The following is a 23723-nucleotide window of genomic DNA, read 5'->3' as shown; positions in this document are numbered from 1 at the left end:
CCGAGCCACCACAGATGCTCGGACGGCTCCGCGAAGACGTGCGGACGATGTGTGATCGGGATCCGGCCGCGAAAGGATGTCTCGAGGTCGCGCTCTGCTATCCGGGCGTCCACGCCGTCTGGGGACACCGGATCGCTCACCGACTCTGGAACGCCAGGCTTCGGCTGTTCGCACGGCTGTTCTCCCAGCTGGTGCGGTGGCTGACCGGCGTCGAGATCCATCCCGGCGCGACGATCGGTCGCCGGGTGACGATCGACCACGGGATGGGCGTCGTCATCGGCGAGACGGCCGAAGTGGGCGACGACGTCCACATGTACCACGGCGTCACGCTCGGCGGTGACACGGCCGAACCCGTCAAACGTCACCCGACGGTCGAGGAAGGGGTGAAAATCGGCGCGAACGCGACGCTGCTCGGGGACATCACCATCGGCGAGGACGCAGCTGTCGGCGCTGGCTCGGTCGTCACCGACGACGTCGATCCGGGTGTGACTGTCGCTGGCGTTCCGGCCCGGCGAATCGACGAGTGAGACGGACTACTGTAAGTCACTTCCAGCGCAACCGCGGCCCGTCCTGCGGTTGCGCCGGTACGTCGTTACAGCAGTCCGTATGAGACTGCTGGTTTTCCTTACGTCTGGTCGTCGTCGACCGTCCCGTCCGTTCCTGGTGGCGATCCCTCTGCCGGCACTCCCTCCTCCATCTCGACGTCGCTCGCGGATTCGCCGACGGCGTCATCCGTCATTTCGTCGTCGGGATCGGACGTGTAGCCGAGTTCGAACCAGAGTTTCGCCGTGCAATCGAATTTCTCCTCGTCGAGTTCCGTCTCACCCTCTTGCTGATCGAGGTAGCCGTTACAGCGGCCGTGTTTGACGACGTTCATCAGCGTCGCCGCTGAGCCACACTCCGGACACTCGATGTAGTAGTTCCCCTCGTCGTTCTGATGCCAGGAGTCGGGCGTCAGTTCAGTGTAGGCAGCGTCGTCGTTTCGCTGGCTCATATCCGTTCATGAACGGCGAGGTCGGTAAGCACAGGCCCGGAGTACGCAACCAGGGGTTCGAAGACGGTCGGTGACGTTCCAACCCGTGAAACAGTCAGATGGAGAACGACTGCGTCTTATGCCGCTGGGAGCCCTACGTCCGTCAATGGCCTCGAGTGACATCCGACGACGGACGCTCCTGACGGGCGTCGGAACGACAGTCGCGGCTGCGGTCGCCGGCTGTCTCGGCGGCGACCCCGACAGCGAGAGCGAGGAAGACGAACCCGTCGTCGACGAAGCCGAGACCACCGAAGGCAACACCGCCCCCGACGCGTGGCGTGACGTCGAGACGATCCGGTTCGACGGCTGGGTCGGCGGCTGGGTCGGCGTCGAACCGCCAGCGATCGATCGAGTCGAGAACCCGACGCTCGTCCTCGTCCCGGGCCGCGAGTACGAGGTGATCTGGGAGAACATGGACGGCATCCACCACAATATCGCGTTCTGGGACGCGGACCGCGAGATCGTCGAAGACTACTCGAGCCCCGGAAACGAGGTCGTCGGTGAAGTCGAGTCGCTCACGCTCGAGGCGACAGCGGATATCGAAACCTACCGCTGTGAGTACCAGCCCGAAGGACAGCGAGGGGACGTCGTGATTCTGGAGAGCGAGTGACGCACCCTTCTCTCGGTCCAGCGTCAGCGAACGACGGTGACCGGGACCGGTGCCCGGCGGACGATCTTTTCGGCGACGCTCCCGAGCAGGATCCGGGAGACACCCGACCGGCCGTGGCTGCCGACGAGGATGTGATCGACGTCGTTGTCCTCGTCCTCGGCGAACTCGACGACCTCGTGGGCCGGATCCCCGACGACGATCTCGGTTCGGTAGTCGACGTCCTCCGTTCCCTCAAGGTCGTCGACCTGCTCCTCGAGGTCGCTCGAGGCTTCCTCACGCTCGCCTTTGAGCGCCTCCTGTGCGAGATTGATGCCAGCACTGGTCGACCCGCCCGCCGCCTCGACGACGCGCAGCAAAACGATCTCTTCGTCGGCGTACTCTTCGAACGCACGATCGACTGCCTTCTGTGCGGGCATCGATCCGTCGTAGGCTACGAGAACTGCCATACGCACCGTACCGAACGGGAGATCATAAACCCCCAGAACAGTCTCCAGAACGCAGGAGAAACGATTCGACGCTTCGATTTCTGATGTGGTGAATCTGCTAATCCCACAAATAGTGAGACATTTCGGCAGTCGTGCTGGCAAGTATGGAGCGAACTGAGAGGCAATCTGCGGAGAAGAGTGATCAGTCAGTACAGGTAGCCAAAGTTTCGGGTGGGAACTACGTCCTGAATATCGTGTCTCGCTGGTCGAACCGCTCTATATACTAAAGATCGCCTTCCGCTGGCCCGACCATCGCTTCTTTTTCGCGGTCCGAGGTTCCGCCGCCATTATCGGAGCTCCTCGATTCGGAGTTGTCCTCGTTCCGATACATAGCAACGAAGAGGACGAGTACGGCGAAAGCGGCCGTCGTCATTGCTGGCGCGGCAAACCCGTCGATTACTGTAAGCCCGAGGGTAGCAAGGGAGCTCAGCGCGACGAGTTTCCCGTATACATTCAATTTCGGGAATTCGGTCATAATGGGGTTGTTGCTTACTTTACCATGATTCCAAATAACTCTTTACCAGTTATCATTTACGTCGCTTCCCGAACGGTGGATCGACAGGTCGTCATCGTATCGAAAACTGGACCTAAGTGATGGTGCTCAGTTCGAGCGTGTAGTGAGCAGATGGGTCATCGACCTCGGTCTGAAACAAACGGAGTCGTCGTACTGCATTGCTGCTCTATATTCAACGAGCCGTTTGCGTCAGCCACCGAGGATCTCAGGAGTCAATGAATTCGAAATGGCTGCCACCGGTGGAGTCTGAAGAAATATCCCGCTCGATCACCGAGAACCGATATGCAGCGGTGCAACCAGCCGACGAAATCGGCCGGGATCGAGGGTGAAGGTGAAAGAGCCTGGAATCGAAACTCGAGGAGGCAGACAGCGTGACCGACGACCGACTTCCGAACGAACACCTCTCGCCGCTCGCCGCGCTCGTCGACGAGGTACTCGCGGGCGTCGGCTACGAGGTGGCGGCTGCTACCGACGCTATCGACGACGCCGTCCCCGGCTACGGCGGTCTCTTCGACCCCAATACCACCTCGGACGAGTTGCGTGGTGCGCTCGAGAGCCTGCTCGAGTCGGGACTCGGCCGGCCACCCGTCGCCGAGCCGGCGAGTGACGCGTTCGTCCTCTACGTCGACGGCAGTTCGCGTGGCAACCCTGGCCCCGCAGGTGCGGGTGCTGTCATCGTGGATGCTTCGGGGGACGAACTCGCACGTCTCGGCCGACCTGTCGGCTCCCGGACGGGGAACAACACCGCCGAATACGTCGCTCTCCAGCTGGGACTCTCCGAACTACTGGCTCGCTACGAGCCACGGAGCCTGGAAGTGCGGATCGATTCGATGACGGTCATCCGAGACGTCTGGGGCGGCAACGACCCGACGGAACCGGGCGTCGAGACGTACAGCGATGCCGTCGCGACGGCGCTCTCGAGCGTTCCGGAACATCGGTACACGCATCTGGCCGATAGCGACCCGAACCCCGCCGACGCACTGGCGACGGTAGGAGCCGATATCGCGGCCTTCGGACCTTGATAAGAGAGCTACGACGATCAAATCTACTCCTCACGGGTCGCTACGCTCCCCGTTCAGATCCGAGATTTTCGCTGGTGGTCAGATCTCGCTACTCCTCGAATCCGTCCTCGAATCTGAAGGTACCGTCCCGCTGGACGACCTCACCGTCGACCTCGATGAACGAATCCTCGCTCATGTCGACGATCATGTCGACGTGGACCGCGGAATCGTTACCTTCGTTGTCCTCGCCGATCGTGTCGTCGTAGGCGCGGCCGACCGCCATGTGGACGGTGTCGCCCATCTTCTCGTCGAACAGCATGTTGTACGTGAACTGGTCGATGTCGCGGTTCATCCCGATACCGAGTTCACCGAGTCGGCGGGCACCCTCGTCCGTATTCAGGACTTCAGTCAGCGTCTCCTCGTTCTTGGCTGCGGAGTGGTCGACGACTTCGCCGCCCTCGAACTCGAGGTAGACGTCCGTGATCTCTCGGCCCTGATGGTACAGCGGCATGTCGAACAGCACCTCGCCCTCGACGCTGTCGGGGACAGGTGCGGTGAAGACCTCGCCGCCGGGGAGGTTGTGTTTCCCGTGGTCGTTCAGCGTCGGGTTGCCGTCGATCGACATCGTCACGTCGGTCGTGTCGCCGCTGACGATGCGGATCTCGTCGGCCGGATCCATGATCTCGACCATGTTCTCCTGATGCTCGCGCTGTTCGTCCCAGTCCTTGTTGACGGCGTCCCAGACGAAGTTCTCGTAGCCCTCGGTCGACATCTCGGCGAGCTGGGCGTTCGCCGGCGCGGGGAACTGCGTGAGACACCATCGCGTCCCAAGGCGTTCCTCGAGGATAGGACGGTAGGCCTGTTGAGAGGCGGACTGGATTTCGGGGTCGACGTCGCTAGTCTGGGTGACGTTGTCCGATGCACGAATGGCGATGTAGACGTCCGTCTCCTCGATGAGCGCGAGTTCGTGTTCGGGTGTCTCGAAGTCGTCGACGTCAGACGCGCGGAGATACGCCCGAGTCTGGCGCTTGCCGGATCGCTTGGTCGTCGTAAGCGGGTTCGCACCCTTCTCGCCAGCGACCTCGTGGAGGGCGACGACCAGATCCTCGGCGACTGGGTGGGCGTCGATCACGACGTTGTCTCCTTCCTGCAGATCGACAGAGTGGTTCGCGATTATTTCGGCATGTTCGCGGATTCGCGGGTCCATGTGACACGCGTTCACCGCCGCCGGCATACGAGTTTCGAATCGAAATTCTCACGCTCACTCGTCGCCGCCGTCAGCGAGAAAGATCCCCAGATAGATCGACGCGAACGCACACGCGACCCCGACGCCGAAGGCGATCGTGTACGGCGACTCGAGGTCGAACGCGGCGGCGTCCTCGAGTGCCCAGCCAGCGAAGCCGACCACGACGAGTGCAAGGGCGACGAGACGGAGCACGGAGACGACCTGATGGGCGGCGATCGGTCCGGATTCCGTCGTGTTTCCGGTCATGGGTGGGCAGTACCCGCGCCCTCGTCGAAAGCGTTCGGGTCTCGGTCGACCAGTTCGTCGAAGAAGGACACCGTCGCCGCCGCCAGGAGCAGCGAGAGCGGCACGACGACGACCGAGCCAAAGAGGAAGCCGACAGCGCCACCGCTCGTAACCGCAAACGAGACCACAGGTGAAACGACCAGGACGACGGCGAAGTGCCAGAGCCCGAATCGCAGGTAGGAGCCGCCGGCGAGCCCCAGCCGGTACGAGTTCCGGAACGCCTCGAGGACCGACGCGTCCGCGGCGACGAACAGGAACGGGACCCCGTAGAAGAGGTACATAGCGACCAACACCGCGGGAATGGCGAGCAATGCGAACAGCGGCTGTACGAGTAGGATCGGTATCGCGAGGAGGAAGGCACCGAAAATGACTGCGAAGTACGCCAGGAACCGCCCGGCGTACGATCGCACGCAATCGACGACCGCGACGGGTTCGTTGCGGAGCCGACGGTCTATTCCACCGAGGTAAATCGCGGAGACGACCGAGTAAACGAGAGCGTGTCCGACCAAGATCGCCAGCATCAAACCGAAGAATTCGAGTCCGAGCGACTCGAGCGGGACCGACCCAGCCTGGTGCGGGGGGTCGACGGTGACGATATCCCCGCCGGGCTCGGGCCCGGAGCCGGCGGGCGGCGAGCCAAGCGAATCGCCGAATCCGCCGCCATCCGTTCCTGGCGATCCCAGTTCCGGAGCGGGCTCCGGCGGATCGGTGAACGTCCACAGATCGAGCAGCGGCGATGGAAACTGGAAGTTGAATTCGATCGAGAACCCACGACCTGCGCCAGTGACCGCTCGGCGCACGGCGTCGAACTCGAGTAGCGTCGTGAACAGCGGGACGACGAGAAACGGCAAGAGGTCACCGAACCGGTCGACGACCCGCGAGACGTGACGGAAGAACGGGTTTCGATCGGCAGGGGGACCGTTCACTGAACCGGAGGGAGGGCTGGCATCGGTCACGGCTGACGTGTTGGCGGACTGAATAGTAAATCTTCGGAACCTTCGTCGTCTGTGACCGAACGACACGTAGCGTCCGGTTCGACAGCGTTAGGACGCCGCCGACTCGAGGGTTCGGCAATGATCGATCTCCGTTCGGATACCGTCACGAAGCCCGACGACGAGATGCGCGATGCAGCACACGCCGCTGATGTCGGCGACGACGTCTACGGCGAGGATCCGACCGTCAACGAACTCGAGGAGCGAGCGGCCGAGATGGTCGGTATGGAAGCCGCCCTCTACGTTCCCAGCGGGACGATGGGTAACCAGATCGCGGCTCGCGTCCACACCGAGCGCGGTCAGGAGGTGCTGGCCGACGAGAAGAGCCACGTCGTGAAGTACGAACTCGGCGGGTTCGCGGATCACTCGAACCTGCAGATCCGGATGGTCGACGCCGAGCGCGGCGTCCTCTCGCCGGAGCAGGTCGTCGAGGGCTACGTCGAGGAGGACCTGCACCGGCCCGGAACCGGCCTGCTCTGTCTCGAGAACACGCACAATGCCCGCGGCGGCCTCGCGATCGAACCGGAGAAGATCGCTGCAGCGGCCGACGCTGCACACGACCGCGACGTGCCGGTCCACCTCGACGGCGCACGGGTGTTCAACGCTGCGACGGCACTCGACGTGCCGGTCACCGAGATCACGGAGCCGGTCGACTCGGTGATGTTCTGTCTCTCGAAGGGCCTCGGCGCACCGATCGGGTCGATGCTTGCCGGCAGCGAGGAATTCATCGAGGAGGCCCAGCGCGTCCGCAAACTCTTCGGTGGCGGACTCCGACAGGCAGGCATCATCGCCGCGCCCGGACTCGAGGCACTCGAAAACGTCGACGACCTCGAGGACGATCACGAGCACGCAGAGCTGCTCGCAGAGGGTCTCGACGACGTCGACGGCTTCGACGTTCAGCCGCCGGAGACGAACATCGTGCTCGCGGACGTCTCGGAGACGGGGCTGGAGACGGAGGCCGTTCTCGAGCGGTTGCAGGAAGAAGACGTGCTGGCGACGCAGTTCGGTCCGACGACGGTTCGGTTCTGTACACACCGCAATATCTCGAGAGACGACGTCGAAACGGCGCTCGAGCGGGTCGAGGAAGCCGTTTAGCGCCCTCGCATCCCATCGCGGAACTCGAGGACCGTCCGTCGCAGTAGCAGGTACGAGAAGAAGATCAGCGACAGCAGGATCAGGACGACCGCGATGATGACGGGATCGTCGGGAATGAGGTCCAGCATACGCGAGGCCTACAGCATCACCGTGCAAAACCGTTTCGACGTGTCGCGGCGTCTCGAGGCTTCGTACTGGTGCGTTCGAGAGCCGGCGACGGGCCAGATTTGGCTAGCTAAAACCGGTTTTTCACCTTACACTACGTATATTTCCCTATAGCTCCTACGTCGAATTGCGTCTCGAGTTTCGGACCGTGTCCTCTCCGGATTCGAGACCACTAGCCCTGTGCCCCGACAACTGGGCAGTCGACGACTGCCCGCCGATCATCCGATCACCGGTTCTTCGAACCGGCCTACCCTCTCCCACACCACCCGCCCCCACGTTTCCGCCGCTCCGCTGACGCAGCCCTCCACGCCCTGTTGCCGCTATTTCTGTGGGATCTCGAACGACTCGACGAGCGTGCCGTCCGGTTCCCGAATTTCGCCCTCGAGTCCGACCTCACTCTCCTCGAGCACGGCGAATCCCGGACGGTGTCCACGTGGCTGTGCGTGGCTCCCGGGATTGAGGAGGAGACAGTCCTCGGTCTCGATGACCGTCGGTCGGTGGGTGTGACCCGAAACGACGACGTCGGCGTCCCGCGACCGGCCGAACATCGCGAGCCCCATCTCGCCGCCGTCGCGTCGGTGGGTCACGGCGAATCGCACGCCGCCGGCTTCGACCACGCGGGCAGTCGGCAGTCGCTCCCGGATCGCCGCGCTGTCGGCGTTGCCGTGTACTGGAAAGAGCGTCGCACACTCCTTCTGGAACGCCTCGAGTGCCGCTTCGCTCGTGAAATCGCCCGCGTGGACGACGGTGTCGGCCTCTCGAGCGGCGTTCAGCGCTTCCCCCTCGAGTTCGTGGCCGTCGCTGCTGTGTGTATCGGAGAAAATCGCGATCATACCGGACGATCGGTCGCGGGAAAGACGTGCGTTTCGACCTGTCGCTACCGGCCGAGTTCGTCGACGTCGCGGTCGTCGTAGCCCGCCACGATCGTCGATCCCGGCGGGCGGTCGTTCAGGACGGCGGTCACCGTCGTCTCCTCGAGGTCGGTCGTCGACTCCAGCGGTTCCCAGCCGTCGTCAGTTCGGACAGCAACCGCGACGTCGGTCGGACTCGCACCCGGCGGGAGCTTCGAGGGGTCGTACGCGAGCGTCAGTCGGACGGCCTCAACTGCCTTCAGCCCGTCGAGCTCGGTGATCGAAACCGGCTCCGAGAGCGCATCGACGGGCGGTTCGGTCCCGCTTCGCTCGAGGTCGAACTCGTCGGGGACGACGCCCGCGACGACGGCGATCCGTGCGCCGACGCGATCGAGTGTTGCTTCGGCGACGCTGTTGGAATCGTATCCTGGGATAGCCATACACGAGGGATCGAACTCGAGTAGTATGTCGATGTAGCAGGCGTACGCTGGCAGATGGATCGCTGGCGGCGATTCCCGAAACGGGGTGAAAACGGGACCGCGTCGAATGAGGGTGGTTGTACCGAGGTCGGGCTACTTCGACTCGGCGACTATTGCAATCCATTCTTCGGTGGTTTCGACGATTTCGGGAACGAATCCTGCGTCCGCAACGCTCGAGCGAATCTCGTCCGGGCGGTAGTATTCGAAGTGTCGGTCGCGAGATTCCTCCGGCCTCGCGGAGGCGCGTTTGACCGAGAGGAAGACGACGCCGTCGGGACGCAGCACTCGACGGAACTCGCCCAGCGTTTCGGCTGCGTCCGACCGGGGAACGTGGAGGAACGACGCGGAACTCCAGACGCCGTCGAACGTCGCGTCGGCGAACGGCAACGCTCGCATGTCGCCACGGACCAGCGGCGCGGACGACGCGGATTCACCGGCGGCCCGCAGAAATCCGTCGGTGAGGTCGAACCCGACCGGCTCGTAGCCGGCGGACTCGAACGTCGAGAGATCCGACCCGGGACCACAGCCGACGTCGAGCAGACGATCGCCGGCGAGCGCGTCGAGGAACGGCTCGCCGTAGAGAACTGCAACGGACTGCTCGCGGTACTTCCGGACGTACGCATCGACGTCCGACTCGTAGGTCTCGAGCGTGCGGGAGGCGTCGTCCATCCGTTCGGTCACGTCTCCAATCCGAGCGAACCTGTAGTTTCTGGTGAAAGACGGTGAAACGAGACGAACGCTTTTACCGAAGCAGGAACGTATCACCCATCGTGTCCGAAACGAGCGGTTACATGCGCTTTTTCCCGTACGACCAGCCGTACGAGAATCAGCGCGAGGCGATGGGCCGGATCCACAACGCCCTGAGCCGCGGCCAGAACGTCCTCTTCGAGGGGGCCTGCGGAACCGGGAAGACGCTGTCCTCGCTCGCTCCCGCCCTCGAGGTTGCCCGCGAGGAGGACAAGACGGTCGTCATCACGACCGACGTCCACCAGCAGATGCGACAGTTCGTCGCCGAGGCCCGCGCGATCACCCGCGAGGAACGAATCCGCGCCGTCGTCTTCAAGGGGAAAGGATCGATGTGTCACATCGACGTCGGCTACGAGGAGTGTCAGGCGCTGCGGGACAACACCCGCGCGCTCGTCGACGCCGAACAGGAGAAAGAACAACTCGAGCGCCGCCAGCGCGAACTGCTCGCGGAGAGTCAGGACGGCGACGGCGCGGCGGCCGACGCTCGCTCGGCCGTGATGGACGAACTCGAGTCGATCGAGGACCGTCTCGAGGATCTCGGGGAGCAGAACGTCTGTGATTACTACCGGAACAACCTCACCGGGAACACGGACGACTTCTTCGCGTGGCTGTTCGAGGACGTCCGCACGCCCGACGAGATCTACGAGTACGCCGAGCGCCAGGAGTTCTGCGGCTACGAACTCCTGAAAGAGGGTATCGAGGGTGTCGACCTCGTCGTCTGTAACTACCACCACCTGCTCGACTCGACGATACGCGAACAGTTCTTCCGGTGGCTCGGCCGCGACCCCGAGGACGTCATCGCCGTCTTCGACGAGGCGCACAACGTCGAGGACGCCGCCCGTGAGCACGCGACCCGGACCTGCTCGGAACGGACCTTCGAGTCCGCACTGGACGAACTCGAGGAGTCCGACGATCCTCGTAGCGAGGACGCCGCGAACGTTCTCTCGGCGTTCCACCGCGCGCTCGTCGAAGCCTACGAGGAATCGTTCGGGTTCGGAGAACGAGAGCGAATCGGCGAGAACTGGGAGGACGTTCCCATCGCCAACGAAGACCGACGGGACGACCTCACACTCGAGTTCCTGCAGCGCTACTCGGGCCAGGGGATCGACGACGATTTAGAGGCCGCGATGAAACTCGGCCAGCGACTCGACGAGGAGTACGAAGAGGCCTACCGCGAGGGCGAAACTGCGACGAGGACAGAGTGTCAGACTCTCCAGGCCGCGGGGTTCGTCTCCGCCTGGATGAACGAGGGTGCCAAGGAGGGGCTGTACCCGGTGGTCTCGGTCACCCGCGACGCCGGGACCGACGAGATCTACGGCCGCGCGGAACTGTACACCTGTCTCCCACGGCAGGTCACGGGCCAGCTCTTCGAGGAGGTGTACGCCACCGTCCTGATGAGCGCGACGCTACAGCCCTTCGACGTCACCGAGAACGTTCTCGGACTCGAGGACCCGATCACGATGGCCTATGGGCTACAGTTCCCCGAGGAGAACCGCCGAACGTACGCCGTCGAGACGCCGCCGCTTTTCTCCTCGGACCGGGACGACCCCGCCGTCCAGGAGGAGGTCACCGACGCCATCCACGACGCCGTTCGGATGACGTCGGGGAACACGCTCGCCTTTTTCCCCAACTACAGCGAGGCGAGTCGGTACGCGGATCGGCTCGAGTCGCGGACGGATCGGACGGTCTACGTGGACGAACCGGGCGTCGCCGTCGAGGAACTCCGCCAGGAGTTCGTCGCGGACGACGACGCCGTCCTGTGTACCTCGCTGTGGGGTACCCTCGCCGAAGGTGTGAGTTTCGACGGCGAAGATGCACGGACGGTACTCGTGGTCGGCGTCCCCTACCCACACCTCGACGACCGCGCCGAGGCAGTTCAGGACGCCTACGACGTCGCGTTCGACGGGACGGAGACGGGATGGCGCTACGCCGTCGAGATTCCGACGGTTCGAAAGACCAGACAGGCGCTCGGTCGCGTGATCCGATCGCCCGAGGACGTCGGCGTCCGGGCGTTGCTCGACCGTCGCTACTCGAACCGGGCGAAGTCGGATCTCGGCAAGTACAGCGTCAATGGAACCTTCCCCCACGAAGAACGGGAAGAACTGATCGACATCGACCCGGCGAAACTCAAGTTCGCGATGCTCAACTTCTACGGCGACCACGATACCTACGACGGCGAACCGCCGGCACCGTAAGAATTCGCGACGGTCGTTACTCGATCGAGACGTCGGCGGTACCACCGATGACCAGAACGCGGTGGTCACCGCCGTGTTCGATAGTTACTTCGTACGTCTCGGAGCCCTCGATATCCTCCGTTCGGGCCCAGTTTTCCTCTTCGTGCTGAATCTGGACGCCGACCGAGTCACGTTCGACGTCGGCGTCCGAGGCCGGTTCGTCGATCTCCTGGACGTCGACGGAGACCGTCAGTTCCGCTCCCTCTTCGGCCTCGAACTGGACGAACTCCTCGTCGCTCAGCGTCGAATCGACGCCGCCGCCGAGGAGACCGGAGCAACCTGCAAGTGGCGTCACTGCCGCAAGCGCGATGAACGATCGTCGATGCATGACTCGAGGTAGCGACACCAACCCGTAATACTTTCTGGCCGACAGAACGTCAGGCAGGCAACGACACGCGACTGACCGGCAATTTGTACGATCCATCCCAGAACTCGAGTTCGCTGACGGTCCAGGTGACGGGATCGATCTCGCGGTCGGCCAGCCGTGTCGCTGTAGCCGCGTCGCCTCCGCGAGCGAGCGTGACGTGTGGGACGTAATCGGCGCCCTCGAGTCCCTCGATGACGTCGAAGGTGTCGGTGAGGTCGTCGTGGATCTTCTCGAGACCGGGGCTCTCGACGGCCAGGTAGACGACGGGCGCGGAGCCAAGCGGCGGATCCTCGAAGTAGTCGATACCGGTGATCGTCGCTTCGACGGCCGGGGTACCCTCGAGTGCGCGATGGGCGCGGTGCTGGAGTTGGGCGACGTGGTCGGCGTCGCCGAGCCGTTTGAGCAGACACGAGTGAGTGTCCCGGACGGAGTCGAACCCCACGAGTTCGGGATAGAGTTCGTTCGCGAGCGTTCGAACCCGGCCCGGAACGGGAACGTTGACGCTGTACACGTACTGGGAGACGACGAGAGTAAGCGATATCAGTGTGACGCCTCGCGACTAGTACCGTTCCAAGCGTCGACTGATGGGGCGAACCCTGTTGTGCGGTTCGGTTCGCCCCATCAGATCAGGCTTGGACCGCCACTAGAGACGGTCCACCAGCCAGAGACCGATAACGACGAGGATCGCAATCATGAGCAGCGGCTGTAAGAGCCCGAGGATGCCGCTGACGATCGCACTCAGTATCTCGAGCACGAGGAGGACGGCGACCAGGGCGAGGACGATCTTCAACAGAGCCTCTACCTCGAGTTTTCCGCGGGAACCGATCATACGTTCTTCTTCGAGCGACTGTTTGAAAAACGCTCGGTCGAGGTCGCTGCGATCCAATTACGATTCGCATCTGTGGTCGGAAAGACCTATTTAGCCAGCACCAGCATTGTGTGATAATGGACGCGAGGGGGCTGTGGGCCCTGGTCTGTGTGCTCGCACTGGTGGGATGCCTGGTGGCATTCGTTCCATCCGCGTCGGCCACGTCCGGTGGTGTCGGTGTGGTCGATTCGGGGCCGGAACAGCCGCTGCTGCAGGAGACAGCCAACGAAACCGATCAGACGGCCAACGAAACCGATCAACTCGACGACGCGGACGAAGTTCACATCGACGTGTTCGTCCACGAGAACGGCGCAGCGACGTTCGTCGTCGACTACCGATTCGAGAACGATTCGGATGCGAACTGGAACACGCTCCGTGACGACGTCGAGGCGAATCCCGACGCGTACGCCGCCGAGGAAAGAGACGACTGGAACGCGATCCTCGAGGACGGCGAGAACGAGACCGACCGGGAAATGGAGATTCGCAACGTTTCGGTCGTGACCGACGTCAGTACCGCGCCGCGGGAACTCGGTCACGTCGAGTTTACCTTCGAGTGGACCGGCTTCGCCTACATCGAATTGAATCGGATCGAAGTCGGCGATGCACTCTCGGGCTTTACCCTCCCGAAAGACACCACGCTACAGGTCTTCCCGCCGGAGGGGTATGTCGTCGACGGCGTCGAACCGTCGCCGGACGATCCACCCGAGGGATCCGTCTTCTGGGATGGCGATGGAACCGAGTTCACCGACGACCAGCCCTGGATAGACCTTATGGAGGAAGGGAACGCCAGCGGCCCGGCCGACGAATCCGACCCCGGCCCGGCGATGCCATGGCTCACCGTCGCCGCCGCGCTCGCGTTACTCGCGAGCGTCGGTGCCGCCGGCTGGTGGATCAGACACGAAGAGATCCTCGCACCGAACGGCGCCTCGAGCGAAGCGGAGCCGCCTGCAGGAACGGCAGAGCCGGCCACGAGCGGAGGCGACGTTACCCAGGGAGAGCAAGAGACCAACGGCCCGCCGCCGGAACTGTTGAGCAACGAGGAACGGATCCTGCAGTTGCTCGACCAGCGAGGCGGACGGATCAAACAGCAGGAAGTCGTCTCGGAACTGGACTGGACCGAGGCCAAGACGAGTCAGGTCGTCGGCGGCCTCCGTGAGGACGGCGAAATCGAAGTCTTCCGAATCGGCCGTGAGAACGTGTTGGCACTCCCGGACGACCGCGAAAGCGACGACTGACGGACCGATCCTCCTGCCGCAACATTTGCAGCACAGACAGATTTTAATAGGGCAGGGCGATACTGAGTTACCAATGAGTCAGTCCACCGGTACTGCACTCGCCCTTTTCGCTACCGGTGGCTCTGCCGTTTCCCGGCGACGGCGGCGACGACGGGCCCTTTGAGCCCGTCATATACCATACCCATCGACCCCGTCCGTTTCGACGTTCCAGAAAACCACAATTCTCCGGTTAGCGTGCACTCTACCATTAAATTTCGTAACTTAAACCAACGAATTTAAGTCCATGCTGTCGTTGTATTCGAGTACGACATGACACGTGTGGCACTCGCGTTCTCGGGCGGACTGGACACGACGATCTGTGTCCCGCTGCTCGAGGAGGAATACGGATACGACGAAGTGATCGGCGTCACAGTAGACGTCGGCCAGCCAGAATCGGAGTTCGAAGAAGCCGAAGAGACCGCCGAGGCACTCGACCTCGAGCACTACGTGGTCGACGCGAAATCGGAGTTCGCCGACCTCTGTTTCGACGGCGTCCGCGCGAACGCGACCTACCAGGGCTATCCGCTCGGAACCGCGCTGGCTCGCCCGGTAATCGCCGAAGCGATCCTCGAGGTCGCGGAGGAACAGGGCTGTACGGGTATCGCCCACGGCTGTACGGGCAAGGGCAACGACCAGCTCAGGTTCGAGGCCGTCTGGCGCGACTCGGATCTCGAGGTCATCGCGCCCGTGCGTGAACTCGGTCTCACCCGTGAGTGGGAACAGGAGTACGCCGCCGAGAAGGACCTCCCCGTCGAGGGCGGCAGCGGCGGCGACTGGTCGATCGACACCAATCTCTGGAGTCGCTCGGTCGAGGGAGATAAACTCGAGGATCCGAACTACGTTCCGCCGACGGATATCTACAACTGGACCGACGAGCCGTCCGGCGAAATCGAAGAAATCGAGATCACGTTCGAGGAGGGGTACCCCGTCGCCATCGACGGCGAGGAGATGGAGCCGGTTGCGCTCATCGAGTACCTGAACGACCTCGCGGGCTCCTACGGCGTCGGCCGTACCGACGTGATGGAAGACCGCATGCTCGGGCTGAAGGTCCGCGAGAACTACGAGCACCCCGCGGCGACGACGCTACTGAACGCTCACGAGTCCCTCGAGGGCCTCGTCCTCACTCAGGAAGAGCGCCAGTTCAAACAGCAGATCGACCAGCAGTGGGCCCAGAAGGGCTACGAAGGACTCGTCGATGCACCGCTCGTGAGCGCACTCGAGGGCTTCATCGACGAAACCCAGAAGCGCGTCACCGGTACCGTTACGATCCGCTTCGAGGGCGGCAAGGCCCGTCCCGTCGCCCGTGACAGCGAGTACGCCGCGTACTCGGCCGCACACGCTTCCTTCGACACCGAGACCGTGGGCAAGATCAAGCAGGAAGACGCCACGGGCGTCGCGAAGTACCACGGATTCCAGCGTCGCCTCGCGAACGGCGTCCTCGAGGACGACGACGAAACCGTCGAGCTCGCGACCGACGGCAGCGGGGACGACTGAACATGACCGAGGAGAGCACTCGCGACGGTGAGCGATCCAGTAGATCGCGATCCGACGGTGGCGCGTTCGATCCCGTGATCGCGACCGACGGCGGCTCCCCCGACGAGGGGGTCGTCCGTCGGGACCGGTTCAGCGGCGGCCCCGCCCGGAGTTTCCTCTCCTCGCTCGCCGCGGACGAACGCATCTTCGAGGCCGACCTCGAGGTCGACCGCGCACACGTCCTCATGCTCGCCGAACAGGGGATCGTCGACGACGAGACGGCAGGTGCGATCCTCACTGCCCTGGATGCGATCGAAGTCGACGGCCACGACGGACTCCCCGATGGCGAGGACGTCCACGAGGCGATCGAGACGGCCGTGATCGAACGCATCGGCGAGGACGGCGGGAAGATGCACACCGCCCGCTCGCGCAACGACGAGGTCGCGACCTGCATCCGCTATCGCCTGCGTGAAGACGTCCTCGAGGCGATCGAGTCGACCCTCGCCCTGCGCGAGTCGCTGCTCGAGGTCGCCGAAGAACACGAAGAGACGATCATGCCCGGCTACACGCACCTTCAGCCGGCCCAGCCGACGACCGTCGCGCACTGGGCGCTCTCCTACGAGGGCGCGGTGCGTCGCGACACCGCGCGTCTGCTCGAGGCCTACGACAGGGTCAACGAGTCGCCGCTGGGTGGAGCCGCGTTCGCGGGGACAACGTTCGATATCGACCGCGAACGTACCGCCGAGCTACTGGGTTTCGAGGGCGTCGTCGAGAACTCGATGGACGCCTCCTCGAGTCGCGACTTTCTGCTCGAGACGGTTCAGGCGCTGTCGACCCACGCGACGACGCTGTCGGGGCTAGCGGAGGACGTGATTATCTTCGCGAACCGCGGCTTCGTCGACCTCTCGGACGACTACTCCTCGACGTCGTCGATCATGCCCCAGAAGAAGAACCCGGACACGCTCGAACTCGTCCGCGCGGTCGCGGGCGACGCCGCGGGCGCGGTCCAGGGACTGACGACGACGTTGAAGGGGCTGCCGCGTGCGTACAACCGTGACCTCCAGCGTGCGACGACTCACGCCTGGGAGACCGTCGACGCGGTGACGGAGGCAAGCGAGGTCGCGGCGGGTGCCGTTGCAACGGCTGACTGGAACGAGGACGTCCTCGCGGCGGAAGCCGGCGAGGGCTTCTCGACGGCGACCGGTGTCGCGGACCTGCTGGCGGCGAACGGGTTGCCGTTCCGGACGGCCCACGAGATGGTTGCAGTTGCAGCCGAAACGGGGGGCGACTACGACGCGCTCGCGGCTGCTGCCGAGGAGGTTCTCGAAGAACCACTCGAGTCGTACGTCGAACCCGCAGCCGTCGAGGAAGCACTCGACCCCGCCGAAAGCGTCGCGAGTCGCAACTCGCAGGGTGGCCCCGCACCCGACGCGGTCGGCGATCAGCTCGAGTCCGCTCGCGAGGCGCTCGCTGAGGACGAAACCGCGCTCACGGAAGCAGACGACGTACTCGAGAACGCCCACCAGCAGCTTCGTTCGGAGGTCAACGACTATGTCTGAGGGTACACCGCAGCCGTTCTCGCCGGAACCGCCGCGACAGGTACGAATTCGACCGCGACGGGAGCGGCGGTCCCCTCCCGGGGACCTACTGCCTAAATAATGATATGTCAAACTAAATCTTGCCGCAAATAGCCTTTTTGTACCGTTAGTCGCCAGTATAGTCTTATAATTTCTCTGTTATTTTCGATGGGTTTAAGGATAGTCGGCCCGCAGTTGGGAGTACAATGACCGAATGCGTCGAGTGCGGGGCCGAAGTGTCCCTGCACGACGATCTGGAAGCTGGAGAGATCATCGACTGTACGACCTGCGGTGCCGAACTGGAAGTCGTCGACACCGAGCCGCCAGTCCTCGAGCGAGCCCCCGAGCTCGAAGAGGACTGGGGTGAGTGACCTTGCACACGGTCGCAACACAGTTGCTCCCTGCTCACACTCGCCACAGGAGGTGGCTCGCGTGAAAATAGGAATACTCTACTCCAGGATCCGCAAGGACGAGAAGCTCCTGTTGAACGAGCTACGCGAGCGCGACCACGAGGTCGTCAAGATCGACGTCCGCAAACAGGAGTTCGACGTCGGCGAGGTTCCCGAAGCCTTCGCCAACCTCGACCTCGTCGTCGACCGCTGTCTGGCCACGAGTCGGAGCCTCTACGCTACGAAGTTCTTCGAGGCCTACGGGATCCCCGTGGTCAACAGCAACGAGACGGCCGAGGTCTGTGCGGACAAAGTGAAAAACAGCCTCGCGCTCGAGAAGGCAGGCGTCCCCACGCCTGCGACGAAAGTCGCCTTTACCAAAGAGACCGCGATGGAAGCCATCGAGGACTTCGGCTACCCCTGCGTCCTCAAACCCGTCGTGGGTTCGTGGGGTCGCCTGATGGCGAAGATCGACTCGCCCGACGCGGCAGAGGCTATCCTCGAGCACAAGGCCACGCTCGGCCACTACGAGCACAAGGTGTTCTACGTCCAGGAGTTCGTCGAGAAACCCGGACGCGACATCCGCGTGCTCGCGACCGACGGCGAACCGGTCGCGGCGATGGTCCGCTCGTCGGACCATTGGATCACCAACGCCGCGAAAGGAGCCGAGACGGACGTCTTCGAACTCGATGACGAGGCCGAAGAGCTGGTGCAGAAGGCAAGCGACGCCGTCGGCGGCGGACTGCTCGGCGTCGACCTCATGGAAACCGAGGATGGGTACACCGTCCACGAGGTCAACCACACCGTCGAGTTCAAGGCTCTCGACGAGGCCGTCGAGACCGACGTCGCCGGCACCGTCGTCGACTGGCTCGAGACGAAGGCAAACGCCGAGAACGAACTCGAGGTGACTCCCTGATGGCCGTTGGAACCGAAACCGGCGCTGACGAAAACGCCGAGACCGTCACAGCGAGCGTCATCGGTGGTTCCGGCTTCACGGGCGGTGAACTCTTGCGTCTGCTCGCGGGCCATCCGAACTTCGAAATCGCCGAGGTGACGAGTCGCTCGAAGGCCGGCAAGAGCGTCGGCTCCGTTCACCCGCCGCTGCGCGGAGCGGACCTGCGCTTTACCGAGCCCGACGACCTCGAGTCCGTCGACGTCCTGTTCGCAGCGACACCACACGGCGTCTCCATGCGGCAGATCGACGAGTTCTTCGAGATTGCCGACACGGTCGTCGACCTCTCGGCAGACTTCCGCCTCGAGACGGAGGAGCAGTACGACGAGTGGTACGACGGCCACGACGCGCCCGAGTACCTCGAGAAAGCCGAATATGCGCTCCCCGAGATCAACCGCGAGAACCTCGAGGGCGCCGAACTGATCGCGGGCGGCGGCTGTAACGCCACCGCGACCATCCTGGGGCTGTATCCGCTGTTCGAGCACGGCATTCTCGACGGGGGCGAACAGGTCGTCGTCGACGTCAAAGTCGGCTCCTCGGAAGGGGGTGCCGGCGGCGGCGAGGCCTCCTCGCATCCCGAGCGTTCGGGCGTCGTGCGTCCGTACGCGCCGACGGGTCACCGCCACGAGGCCGAGATCGAGCAGTTCCTCGGCACGTCGGTCGCGTTCACCTGCCACGCGGTGGACATGATCCGCGGTGCCAGTGCGACGAGCCACGTCTTCCCGAGTTCGCCGGTTTCGAAGGGTGACCTCTGGAAGGCCTACCGTGGCTGCTACGAGGACGAACCGTTCGTTCGCATGGCCGCCGGCGGCTCCGGCGTCTACCGCTACCCCGAACCGAAGGCAGTCGCGGGGACGAACTACGCCGAAGTCGGCTTCGAACTCGACCCATCGAACAAGCGCGTGGTCGTCTTCTCGGCGATCGACAACATGATGAAAGGCTCCGCGGGCCAGGCGGTCCACGCAGCCAATATCGCGCTCGGATTAGAGGAGACGGCCGGACTCGAGTTTACGGGGCTCCACCCGGTGGGAGCACCATGACTGTCGTCGTCAAGATCGGCGGCGCACGCGCCGTCGATCCCGAGGGTGCGCTCGCGGACGTCGCCTCGCTCGTTGAAGATGAAGAAGACGTCGTTCTCACCCACGGCGGTTCGACCGCCGTCGACGAGACCCTCGAGGATCTCGGCAAGGAACCGACCTACGTCGAGACTCCTGGCGGAGTGGTGGGTCGGTTCACCGACGAGGAGACGATGGACGTCTTCAAGATGGTCATGCCGGGCAAACTCAACACCGACCTCGTCGAGTCACTCCAGAACGAGGGCGTGAACGCCGTCGGCCTCTCGGGTACCGACGGAAAGTTGCTCGAGGGGAAACGCAAGTCCGCCGTCCGCGTGAAGGAGGACGGCAAGAAGAAGATCAAGCGCGGCGACCACTCGGGCACGATCGCGTCGGTGAACGCGGACCTGCTCGAGACGATGCTGGCGGGCGGCTACACGCCAGTCGTCTCCGTTCCGATACTCGGCAAAGAGAAAGACGGCGGCTACACCGCCGTCAACGCCGACGCCGATCGCGCTGCGGCCGCCATCGCGGGCGCGCTCGAGGCCGACCTCGTCGTCCTCACTGACGTCTCGGGCATCTACGAGGACCCCGACGACGAGTCGACGAAGATCGACTCGGCTGCGACGCCCGAGGAGTTCGAGACCGTGAAAGCGGCCGCTGAAGGCTTCATGACGAAGAAGGTCATGGCCGCCGAGGAAGCACTCGAGGGCGGTGCCTCGAGGGTGACGGTCGCGACAGCGAACGCCGACGACCCGATCTCGAGTGCGCTGGCGGGCGAGGGGACGACCCTCGAGCCCGGTTCCCTCGCTGAGGGCGAGGAGGTGGAACCGTGAGCGACCACGACTTCGTCTCCGGGAGCAAACCGATCGCCTTCGAACGGGGTGAAGGAGCGTCCCTCTACACCCCGGACGGAACGGAATACCTCGACGCCGGCGCGAGTTTCGCGTGCACGCCGCTGGGACACAGCCATCCGGCGGTCGTCGACGCCGTCCAGAAGCAGGTCGGCGAACTGACGTTCGTCGACTCCTCGTTCCCCGTCCAGTCGCGCGAGGACGCCTACGCCGCGTTCGTCGCGTCGACGCCAGACGGACTCGACTCGGCCTGGTTCTGTAACTCCGGCACCGAGGCCAACGAAGCCGCGCTGAAGTTCGCGCGGTCGGCGACCGGCAACTCGAAGATCGTCGCCGCGACCCGATCGTTCCACGGGCGAACGATGGGATCGCTCGCGGCGACCTGGAAGGACAAGTACAAGAAACCGTTCGAGCCGCTGGCTGGCGACGTCGAGTTCGTCCCCTACGGCGATAGCGGAGAACTCGCGGCGGCCGTCGACGACGAGACCGCGGCCGTGATTCTGGAGCCGATCCAGGGCGAGGGTGGGATCAACGTCCCACCGGCGGGCTACCTCGAGCACGCCCGCGAGGTCACCGAAGACGTCGGTGCGGCGCTCGTCCTCGACGAGGTCCAGACCGGCATGGGACGGACGGGGTCGATGTGGGCCTGCCAGAACGTCGGCGTCACGCCCGACGTGCTCACGACGGCGAAAGGACTCGGGAACGGTCTCCCGATCGGGGGAATCGCAGTACAGGACTGGATCGCCGACGGCGCGGCCTCGCACAACTCGACGTTCAGCGGCGGCCCCGTCGTGTCCGCGGCGGTCCACGCGACGATCTCGACGCTAGTCGAAGAGGAGTGGCCCGCTCACGCCGCCGACGTTGGCGACTACCTCGCCGGCGAACTCGAGGCGGCCGTCGGCGACGAGGTCCGAGAGGTCCGCGGCGAAGGATTGCTCGTCGGCCTCGAGTTGAAACGGGGGGCCAACCGCGTCGCCCGAGACCTGGCGATGAACCACCAGGTGCTGGCACTGCCCGCAGGACGGACCGTCCTCCGGCTGCTACCGCCGCTGGTGATCGACGAGGAAGAGACTGACGAGATCGTCACCGCGCTATCGGCCGTACTCGCCCCCGAGGCAGAAGCCGAATCATGAACGCCAAGATGGACGACATGGACGACGTCTCGCTCGAGGACGCCCGAGAGCTGTTGATCGACCTCGTCTCGATTCCCTCACCGACGGACGAAGAGACCGAGGCGGCCGAACGGCTCGTCGAGTTCTTCGCGGCACACGGCCGCGAGGCCTGGATCGACGAGATCGGAAACGTTCGCGCGCCGGCCGACGATTCCGTACTGTTGACCTCACACGTCGACACCGTCCCCGGCGAGATTCCGGTCGAAGTGCAGCCGGCGGACGCCGAGGACATAGAGGCCGGCGTCGCCGACGAAGAGGGCGAAGACGTTCTCTGGGGTCGTGGCAGTGTCGACGCGACGGGGCCGCTCGCAGCGATGGCCGCGGCCGCCGTCCGCACGGGCGTCTCGTTCGTCGGCGTCGTCGGCGAGGAAGTCGACTCCCGTGGCTCGCGTTTCCTGGTCGACGATCGAGAGTCGGCCCCAGAGGCCGTCGTCAACGGCGAACCCTCCGGAACCGATGGGATCACGCTCGGCTATCGCGGCTTGCTTGCCGGCACCTACGTCGCGACCAGCGAGTCAGGACACACCTCGCGGCCGGACCCGAACGCGATCCAGCACGCCGTCCGCTGGTGGTCAGCCGTCGAAGAGCACTTCGAAGGCGACGAGTATGAACCCGTCTTCGAACAGGTGACGACCAAACCGGTCGACGTCGACGGCGGCGTCAGCGACGACGGCCTCTCCGTCGAGGCAACGATGGACGTCCAGCTTCGCGTTCCACCGTCGCTCGACGTCGAGACCGTCTGCGAGGCCGCGGAAGCCGAACTCGAGGTCGGGACCGTCACCTGGAAAGACGAGGTCCCACCCGTGATGACGAGCCCGCGAACGGCGGTCGCACGAGCCTTCCGCGTCGCCATCCGCGATGCAGGCGAAGAGCCGCGGCTGGTCCGGAAGACCGGGACCAGCGACATGAACATCTACGCCGGTGCGTGGGACTGCCCGATAGCCACCTACGGTCCGGGCAACTCCGACCTCGATCACGCACCCGACGAACGCCTCTCGCTTACGGAGTTCGACCAGTCCGTCGAGATCCTCGAGCGAGTGGCGACGACGCTCAGAGGTGAGAACCCATGACGAACCCAACACACTTCCTCGAGATCGACGACGTCACGCGCGACGAACTCGAGACGATACTCGACCGTGCAGCGGAGTACAAACGCGCCCAGCACGAGGGCGAGCCACACGAAGACCTCGAGGGCCAGACCCTCGGGATGATCTTCCAGAAGCCCAGTACCCGGACGCGGGTCTCCTTCGAGACGGGAATGACCCAGCTGGGCGGCCACGCCGTCTTCCTCGGCGAGGACGACATCCAACTGGGCCGGGGCGAACCCCTGAAAGACACCTCGAGGACGCTCTCGCGGTACGTCGACGTGGTGATGGCGAGGGTGTTCAAACACGAGAACATCGAGGTGCTTGCCGACTACGCGTCGGTTCCGATCGTCAACGGGCTAACCGACGACGCCCACCCCTGCCAGACGCTCGCGGACTTGCAGACGATCCGCGAGCAGGAGGGTGGCTTCGAGGGCGTCTCGGCGGCCTGGATCGGCGACGGGAACAACGTCGCCCAGTCCTTTACCGTCGGCGCGGCGATGACCGACATCGACCTGACGGTGGCGACGCCGGAGGGGTACGGAATCGACGACGAGGTCGTCGACCGCGCCCGCGAACTCGGCGGCGATCCGACGATCACGACCGATCCCGTCGAAGCCGTCACGGACGCCGATATCATCTACACCGACGTCTGGATCAGCATGGGCCAGGAGGACGAACGCGACGTCCGCATGAACGACTTCGAGGGCTTCCAGGTCTGTTCGGACCTGCTCGAGCACGCTCCAGAGGCGTCGATCATGCACTGCCTGCCGGCCCATCGTGGCGAAGAGATCACCGACGACGCTATCGAGAGCGACCGCTCGATCGTCTTCGACCAGGCCGAGAACCGACTGCACGCACAGAAGGCGTTGTTGAGCTGGCTGCTCGAGTAGCGTTCTGGAGTCCGTTTTTCCCTCCCG

General features: G+C 64.1%; 28 protein-coding genes. 15 read left to right on the top strand and 13 right to left on the bottom strand.

Translation table 11 applies throughout. The features are described 5' to 3' along the window. Nucleotides 1–14 precede the first annotated feature (14 nt). Entirely contained in the window at nt 15–527 is a 513-nt protein-coding gene (gene cysE / locus BLR35_RS15615; protein ID WP_090383909.1) for a serine O-acetyltransferase, read from the top strand. 98 nt (nt 528–625) lie between these two features. On the opposite strand, the gene BLR35_RS15610 is transcribed toward cysE, so the two are convergent. Next, nucleotides 626–994: a hypothetical protein gene (locus BLR35_RS15610; protein ID WP_090383907.1), complete on the bottom strand. Its 369-nt coding sequence runs from the start codon at nt 992–994 to the stop codon at nt 626–628. A gap of 145 nt (nt 995–1139) precedes the next feature. On the opposite strand from BLR35_RS15610, the gene BLR35_RS15605 reads away from it, so the two are divergent. Continuing rightward, on the top strand, nt 1140–1643 hold the full coding sequence (locus tag BLR35_RS15605; RefSeq protein WP_090383904.1) for a hypothetical protein: 504 nt from the start codon (nt 1140–1142) through the stop codon (nt 1641–1643). A gap of 23 nt (nt 1644–1666) precedes the next feature. Here BLR35_RS15605 and BLR35_RS15600 read toward each other — a convergent pair whose 3' ends face one another. Both BLR35_RS15600 and BLR35_RS20395 read right to left on the bottom strand, forming a co-directional pair. Then, on the bottom strand, nt 1667–2089 hold the full coding sequence (locus tag BLR35_RS15600) for a universal stress protein (RefSeq protein ID WP_090383901.1): 423 nt from the start codon (nt 2087–2089) through the stop codon (nt 1667–1669). A gap of 262 nt (nt 2090–2351) precedes the next feature. After that, nucleotides 2352–2603 carry a hypothetical protein gene (locus tag BLR35_RS20395; protein WP_139169313.1) on the bottom strand — a complete coding sequence of 84 codons (252 nt, stop codon included), beginning with the start codon at nt 2601–2603 and terminating at the stop codon, nt 2352–2354. A gap of 410 nt (nt 2604–3013) precedes the next feature. On the opposite strand from BLR35_RS20395, the gene BLR35_RS15595 reads away from it, so the two are divergent. Further along, entirely contained in the window at nt 3014–3664 is a 651-nt protein-coding gene (locus tag BLR35_RS15595; RefSeq protein ID WP_090383898.1) for a ribonuclease HI family protein, read from the top strand. Between the two features lie 88 nt (nt 3665–3752). On the opposite strand, the gene BLR35_RS15590 is transcribed toward BLR35_RS15595, so the two are convergent. Genes BLR35_RS15590 through BLR35_RS15580 form a run of 3 tightly spaced genes read right to left on the bottom strand, consistent with a single transcriptional unit; the run spans nt 3753 to nt 6100 of the window. Further along, complete coding sequence (locus BLR35_RS15590) at nt 3753–4850, bottom strand: aminopeptidase (RefSeq protein ID WP_090383895.1); 1098 nt, start codon at nt 4848–4850, stop codon at nt 3753–3755. Nucleotides 4851–4904: 54 nt separating this feature from the next. Further along, nucleotides 4905–5135, bottom strand: a complete 231-nt coding sequence (locus BLR35_RS15585; protein ID WP_090383893.1) for a hypothetical protein — start codon at nt 5133–5135, stop codon at nt 4905–4907. After that, nucleotides 5132–6100 (bottom strand): hypothetical protein, encoded by a 969-nt coding sequence (locus BLR35_RS15580; protein ID WP_090383891.1) that lies wholly within the window; start codon nt 6098–6100, stop codon nt 5132–5134. The genes BLR35_RS15585 and BLR35_RS15580 overlap by 4 nt, the downstream gene beginning before the upstream one ends. A gap of 147 nt (nt 6101–6247) precedes the next feature. On the opposite strand from BLR35_RS15580, the gene BLR35_RS15575 reads away from it, so the two are divergent. Next, complete coding sequence (locus tag BLR35_RS15575; RefSeq protein WP_090383888.1) at nt 6248–7261, top strand: threonine aldolase family protein; 1014 nt, start codon at nt 6248–6250, stop codon at nt 7259–7261. Here BLR35_RS15575 and BLR35_RS21155 read toward each other — a convergent pair. From BLR35_RS21155 to BLR35_RS15560, 4 genes are all read right to left on the bottom strand, one after another. Beyond that, complete coding sequence (locus BLR35_RS21155) at nt 7258–7389, bottom strand: DUF7859 family protein (RefSeq protein ID WP_256464811.1); 132 nt, start codon at nt 7387–7389, stop codon at nt 7258–7260. The genes BLR35_RS15575 and BLR35_RS21155 overlap by 4 nt on opposite strands. A gap of 357 nt (nt 7390–7746) precedes the next feature. Further along, entirely contained in the window at nt 7747–8259 is a 513-nt protein-coding gene (locus tag BLR35_RS15570; RefSeq protein WP_090383886.1) for a metallophosphoesterase, read from the bottom strand. Nucleotides 8260–8303: 44 nt separating this feature from the next. Further along, on the bottom strand, nt 8304–8717 hold the full coding sequence (locus BLR35_RS15565) for a hypothetical protein (RefSeq protein ID WP_090383883.1): 414 nt from the start codon (nt 8715–8717) through the stop codon (nt 8304–8306). 132 nt (nt 8718–8849) lie between these two features. After that, nucleotides 8850–9437, bottom strand: a complete 588-nt coding sequence (locus tag BLR35_RS15560) for a class I SAM-dependent methyltransferase (RefSeq protein WP_244510258.1) — start codon at nt 9435–9437, stop codon at nt 8850–8852. A gap of 89 nt (nt 9438–9526) precedes the next feature. Between BLR35_RS15560 and BLR35_RS15555 the strand changes: the two genes are divergently transcribed. Beyond that, nucleotides 9527–11698 carry an ATP-dependent DNA helicase gene (locus BLR35_RS15555; protein WP_090383878.1) on the top strand — a complete coding sequence of 724 codons (2172 nt, stop codon included), beginning with the start codon at nt 9527–9529 and terminating at the stop codon, nt 11696–11698. A 16-nt stretch (nt 11699–11714) separates the two neighbouring features. Here the strand turns inward: BLR35_RS15555 and BLR35_RS15550 are convergent, their stop codons facing one another. From BLR35_RS15550 to BLR35_RS15540, 3 genes are all read right to left on the bottom strand, one after another. Continuing rightward, complete coding sequence (locus BLR35_RS15550) at nt 11715–12065, bottom strand: hypothetical protein (RefSeq protein ID WP_090383875.1); 351 nt, start codon at nt 12063–12065, stop codon at nt 11715–11717. Between the two features lie 49 nt (nt 12066–12114). Beyond that, a complete protein-coding gene (locus BLR35_RS15545) occupies nt 12115–12615 on the bottom strand; it encodes a 2'-5' RNA ligase family protein (RefSeq protein WP_090383872.1) in 501 nt (166 codons plus the stop codon). Nucleotides 12616–12747: 132 nt separating this feature from the next. Then, entirely contained in the window at nt 12748–12933 is a 186-nt protein-coding gene (locus BLR35_RS15540; protein WP_090384177.1) for a DUF7554 family protein, read from the bottom strand. Nucleotides 12934–13049: 116 nt separating this feature from the next. Between BLR35_RS15540 and BLR35_RS15535 the strand changes: the two genes are divergently transcribed. From BLR35_RS15535 to argF, 10 genes are all read left to right on the top strand, one after another. Beyond that, complete coding sequence (locus BLR35_RS15535; protein WP_090383870.1) at nt 13050–14207, top strand: DUF7343 domain-containing protein; 1158 nt, start codon at nt 13050–13052, stop codon at nt 14205–14207. A gap of 309 nt (nt 14208–14516) precedes the next feature. Continuing rightward, nucleotides 14517–15740 (top strand): argininosuccinate synthase, encoded by a 1224-nt coding sequence (locus tag BLR35_RS15530; protein ID WP_090383867.1) that lies wholly within the window; start codon nt 14517–14519, stop codon nt 15738–15740. 2 nt (nt 15741–15742) lie between these two features. Further along, on the top strand, nt 15743–17278 hold the full coding sequence (gene argH, locus BLR35_RS15525) for an argininosuccinate lyase (RefSeq protein WP_090383865.1): 1536 nt from the start codon (nt 15743–15745) through the stop codon (nt 17276–17278). A gap of 224 nt (nt 17279–17502) precedes the next feature. Further along, nucleotides 17503–17667, top strand: a complete 165-nt coding sequence (gene lysW / locus BLR35_RS15520; protein WP_006672310.1) for a lysine biosynthesis protein LysW — start codon at nt 17503–17505, stop codon at nt 17665–17667. A 61-nt stretch (nt 17668–17728) separates the two neighbouring features. Further along, complete coding sequence (lysX, locus tag BLR35_RS15515) at nt 17729–18601, top strand: lysine biosynthesis protein LysX (RefSeq protein ID WP_090383863.1); 873 nt, start codon at nt 17729–17731, stop codon at nt 18599–18601. Continuing rightward, entirely contained in the window at nt 18601–19677 is a 1077-nt protein-coding gene (argC, locus tag BLR35_RS15510) for an N-acetyl-gamma-glutamyl-phosphate reductase (RefSeq protein ID WP_090383861.1), read from the top strand. Before lysX ends, argC begins: the two co-directional genes overlap by 1 nt. Further along, nucleotides 19674–20528 carry an acetylglutamate/acetylaminoadipate kinase gene (locus BLR35_RS15505; protein WP_090383858.1) on the top strand — a complete coding sequence of 285 codons (855 nt, stop codon included), beginning with the start codon at nt 19674–19676 and terminating at the stop codon, nt 20526–20528. The genes argC and BLR35_RS15505 overlap by 4 nt, the downstream gene beginning before the upstream one ends. Next, nucleotides 20525–21679 (top strand): aspartate aminotransferase family protein, encoded by a 1155-nt coding sequence (locus BLR35_RS15500; protein WP_090383856.1) that lies wholly within the window; start codon nt 20525–20527, stop codon nt 21677–21679. Before BLR35_RS15505 ends, BLR35_RS15500 begins: the two co-directional genes overlap by 4 nt. Then, nucleotides 21676–22788 carry a [LysW]-lysine hydrolase gene (locus BLR35_RS15495; protein WP_090383855.1) on the top strand — a complete coding sequence of 371 codons (1113 nt, stop codon included), beginning with the start codon at nt 21676–21678 and terminating at the stop codon, nt 22786–22788. Before BLR35_RS15500 ends, BLR35_RS15495 begins: the two co-directional genes overlap by 4 nt. After that, complete coding sequence (argF, locus tag BLR35_RS15490) at nt 22785–23696, top strand: ornithine carbamoyltransferase (protein ID WP_090383853.1); 912 nt, start codon at nt 22785–22787, stop codon at nt 23694–23696. Before BLR35_RS15495 ends, argF begins: the two co-directional genes overlap by 4 nt. Nucleotides 23697–23723 lie beyond the last annotated feature (27 nt).

Origin of the sequence: Natronobacterium texcoconense (genome assembly GCF_900104065.1) — an archaeon.
Classification (GTDB): Archaea; Halobacteriota; Halobacteria; order Halobacteriales; family Natrialbaceae; genus Natronobacterium; species Natronobacterium texcoconense.
This window is presented reverse-complemented; position numbering and strand designations above follow the sequence as displayed.

Coding starts and splice junctions, on each gene's coding strand:
- BLR35_RS15600 (WP_090383901.1), bottom strand. CDS start 2,089: ATGGCAGTTCTCGTAGCCTACGACGGATCGATGCCCGCACAGAAGGCA.
- BLR35_RS15585 (WP_090383893.1), bottom strand. CDS start 5,135: ATGACCGGAAACACGACGGAATCCGGACCGATCGCCGCCCATCAGGTC.
- cysE (WP_090383909.1), top strand. CDS start 15: ATGCTCGGACGGCTCCGCGAAGACGTGCGGACGATGTGTGATCGGGAT.
- BLR35_RS15590 (WP_090383895.1), bottom strand. CDS start 4,850: ATGGACCCGCGAATCCGCGAACATGCCGAAATAATCGCGAACCACTCT.
- BLR35_RS15550 (WP_090383875.1), bottom strand. CDS start 12,065: ATGCATCGACGATCGTTCATCGCGCTTGCGGCAGTGACGCCACTTGCA.
- BLR35_RS15610 (WP_090383907.1), bottom strand. CDS start 994: ATGAGCCAGCGAAACGACGACGCTGCCTACACTGAACTGACGCCCGAC.
- BLR35_RS15495 (WP_090383855.1), top strand. CDS start 21,676: ATGAACGCCAAGATGGACGACATGGACGACGTCTCGCTCGAGGACGCC.
- BLR35_RS15540 (WP_090384177.1), bottom strand. CDS start 12,933: ATGATCGGTTCCCGCGGAAAACTCGAGGTAGAGGCTCTGTTGAAGATC.
- argC (WP_090383861.1), top strand. CDS start 18,601: ATGGCCGTTGGAACCGAAACCGGCGCTGACGAAAACGCCGAGACCGTC.
- BLR35_RS15575 (WP_090383888.1), top strand. CDS start 6,248: ATGATCGATCTCCGTTCGGATACCGTCACGAAGCCCGACGACGAGATG.
- BLR35_RS15570 (WP_090383886.1), bottom strand. CDS start 8,259: ATGATCGCGATTTTCTCCGATACACACAGCAGCGACGGCCACGAACTC.
- BLR35_RS15505 (WP_090383858.1), top strand. CDS start 19,674: ATGACTGTCGTCGTCAAGATCGGCGGCGCACGCGCCGTCGATCCCGAG.
- BLR35_RS15535 (WP_090383870.1), top strand. CDS start 13,050: ATGGACGCGAGGGGGCTGTGGGCCCTGGTCTGTGTGCTCGCACTGGTG.
- lysW (WP_006672310.1), top strand. CDS start 17,503: ATGACCGAATGCGTCGAGTGCGGGGCCGAAGTGTCCCTGCACGACGAT.
- argF (WP_090383853.1), top strand. CDS start 22,785: ATGACGAACCCAACACACTTCCTCGAGATCGACGACGTCACGCGCGAC.
- BLR35_RS15605 (WP_090383904.1), top strand. CDS start 1,140: ATGGCCTCGAGTGACATCCGACGACGGACGCTCCTGACGGGCGTCGGA.
- BLR35_RS21155 (WP_256464811.1), bottom strand. CDS start 7,389: ATGCTGGACCTCATTCCCGACGATCCCGTCATCATCGCGGTCGTCCTG.
- BLR35_RS15530 (WP_090383867.1), top strand. CDS start 14,517: ATGACACGTGTGGCACTCGCGTTCTCGGGCGGACTGGACACGACGATC.
- BLR35_RS15565 (WP_090383883.1), bottom strand. CDS start 8,717: ATGGCTATCCCAGGATACGATTCCAACAGCGTCGCCGAAGCAACACTC.
- BLR35_RS20395 (WP_139169313.1), bottom strand. CDS start 2,603: ATGACCGAATTCCCGAAATTGAATGTATACGGGAAACTCGTCGCGCTG.
- argH (WP_090383865.1), top strand. CDS start 15,743: ATGACCGAGGAGAGCACTCGCGACGGTGAGCGATCCAGTAGATCGCGA.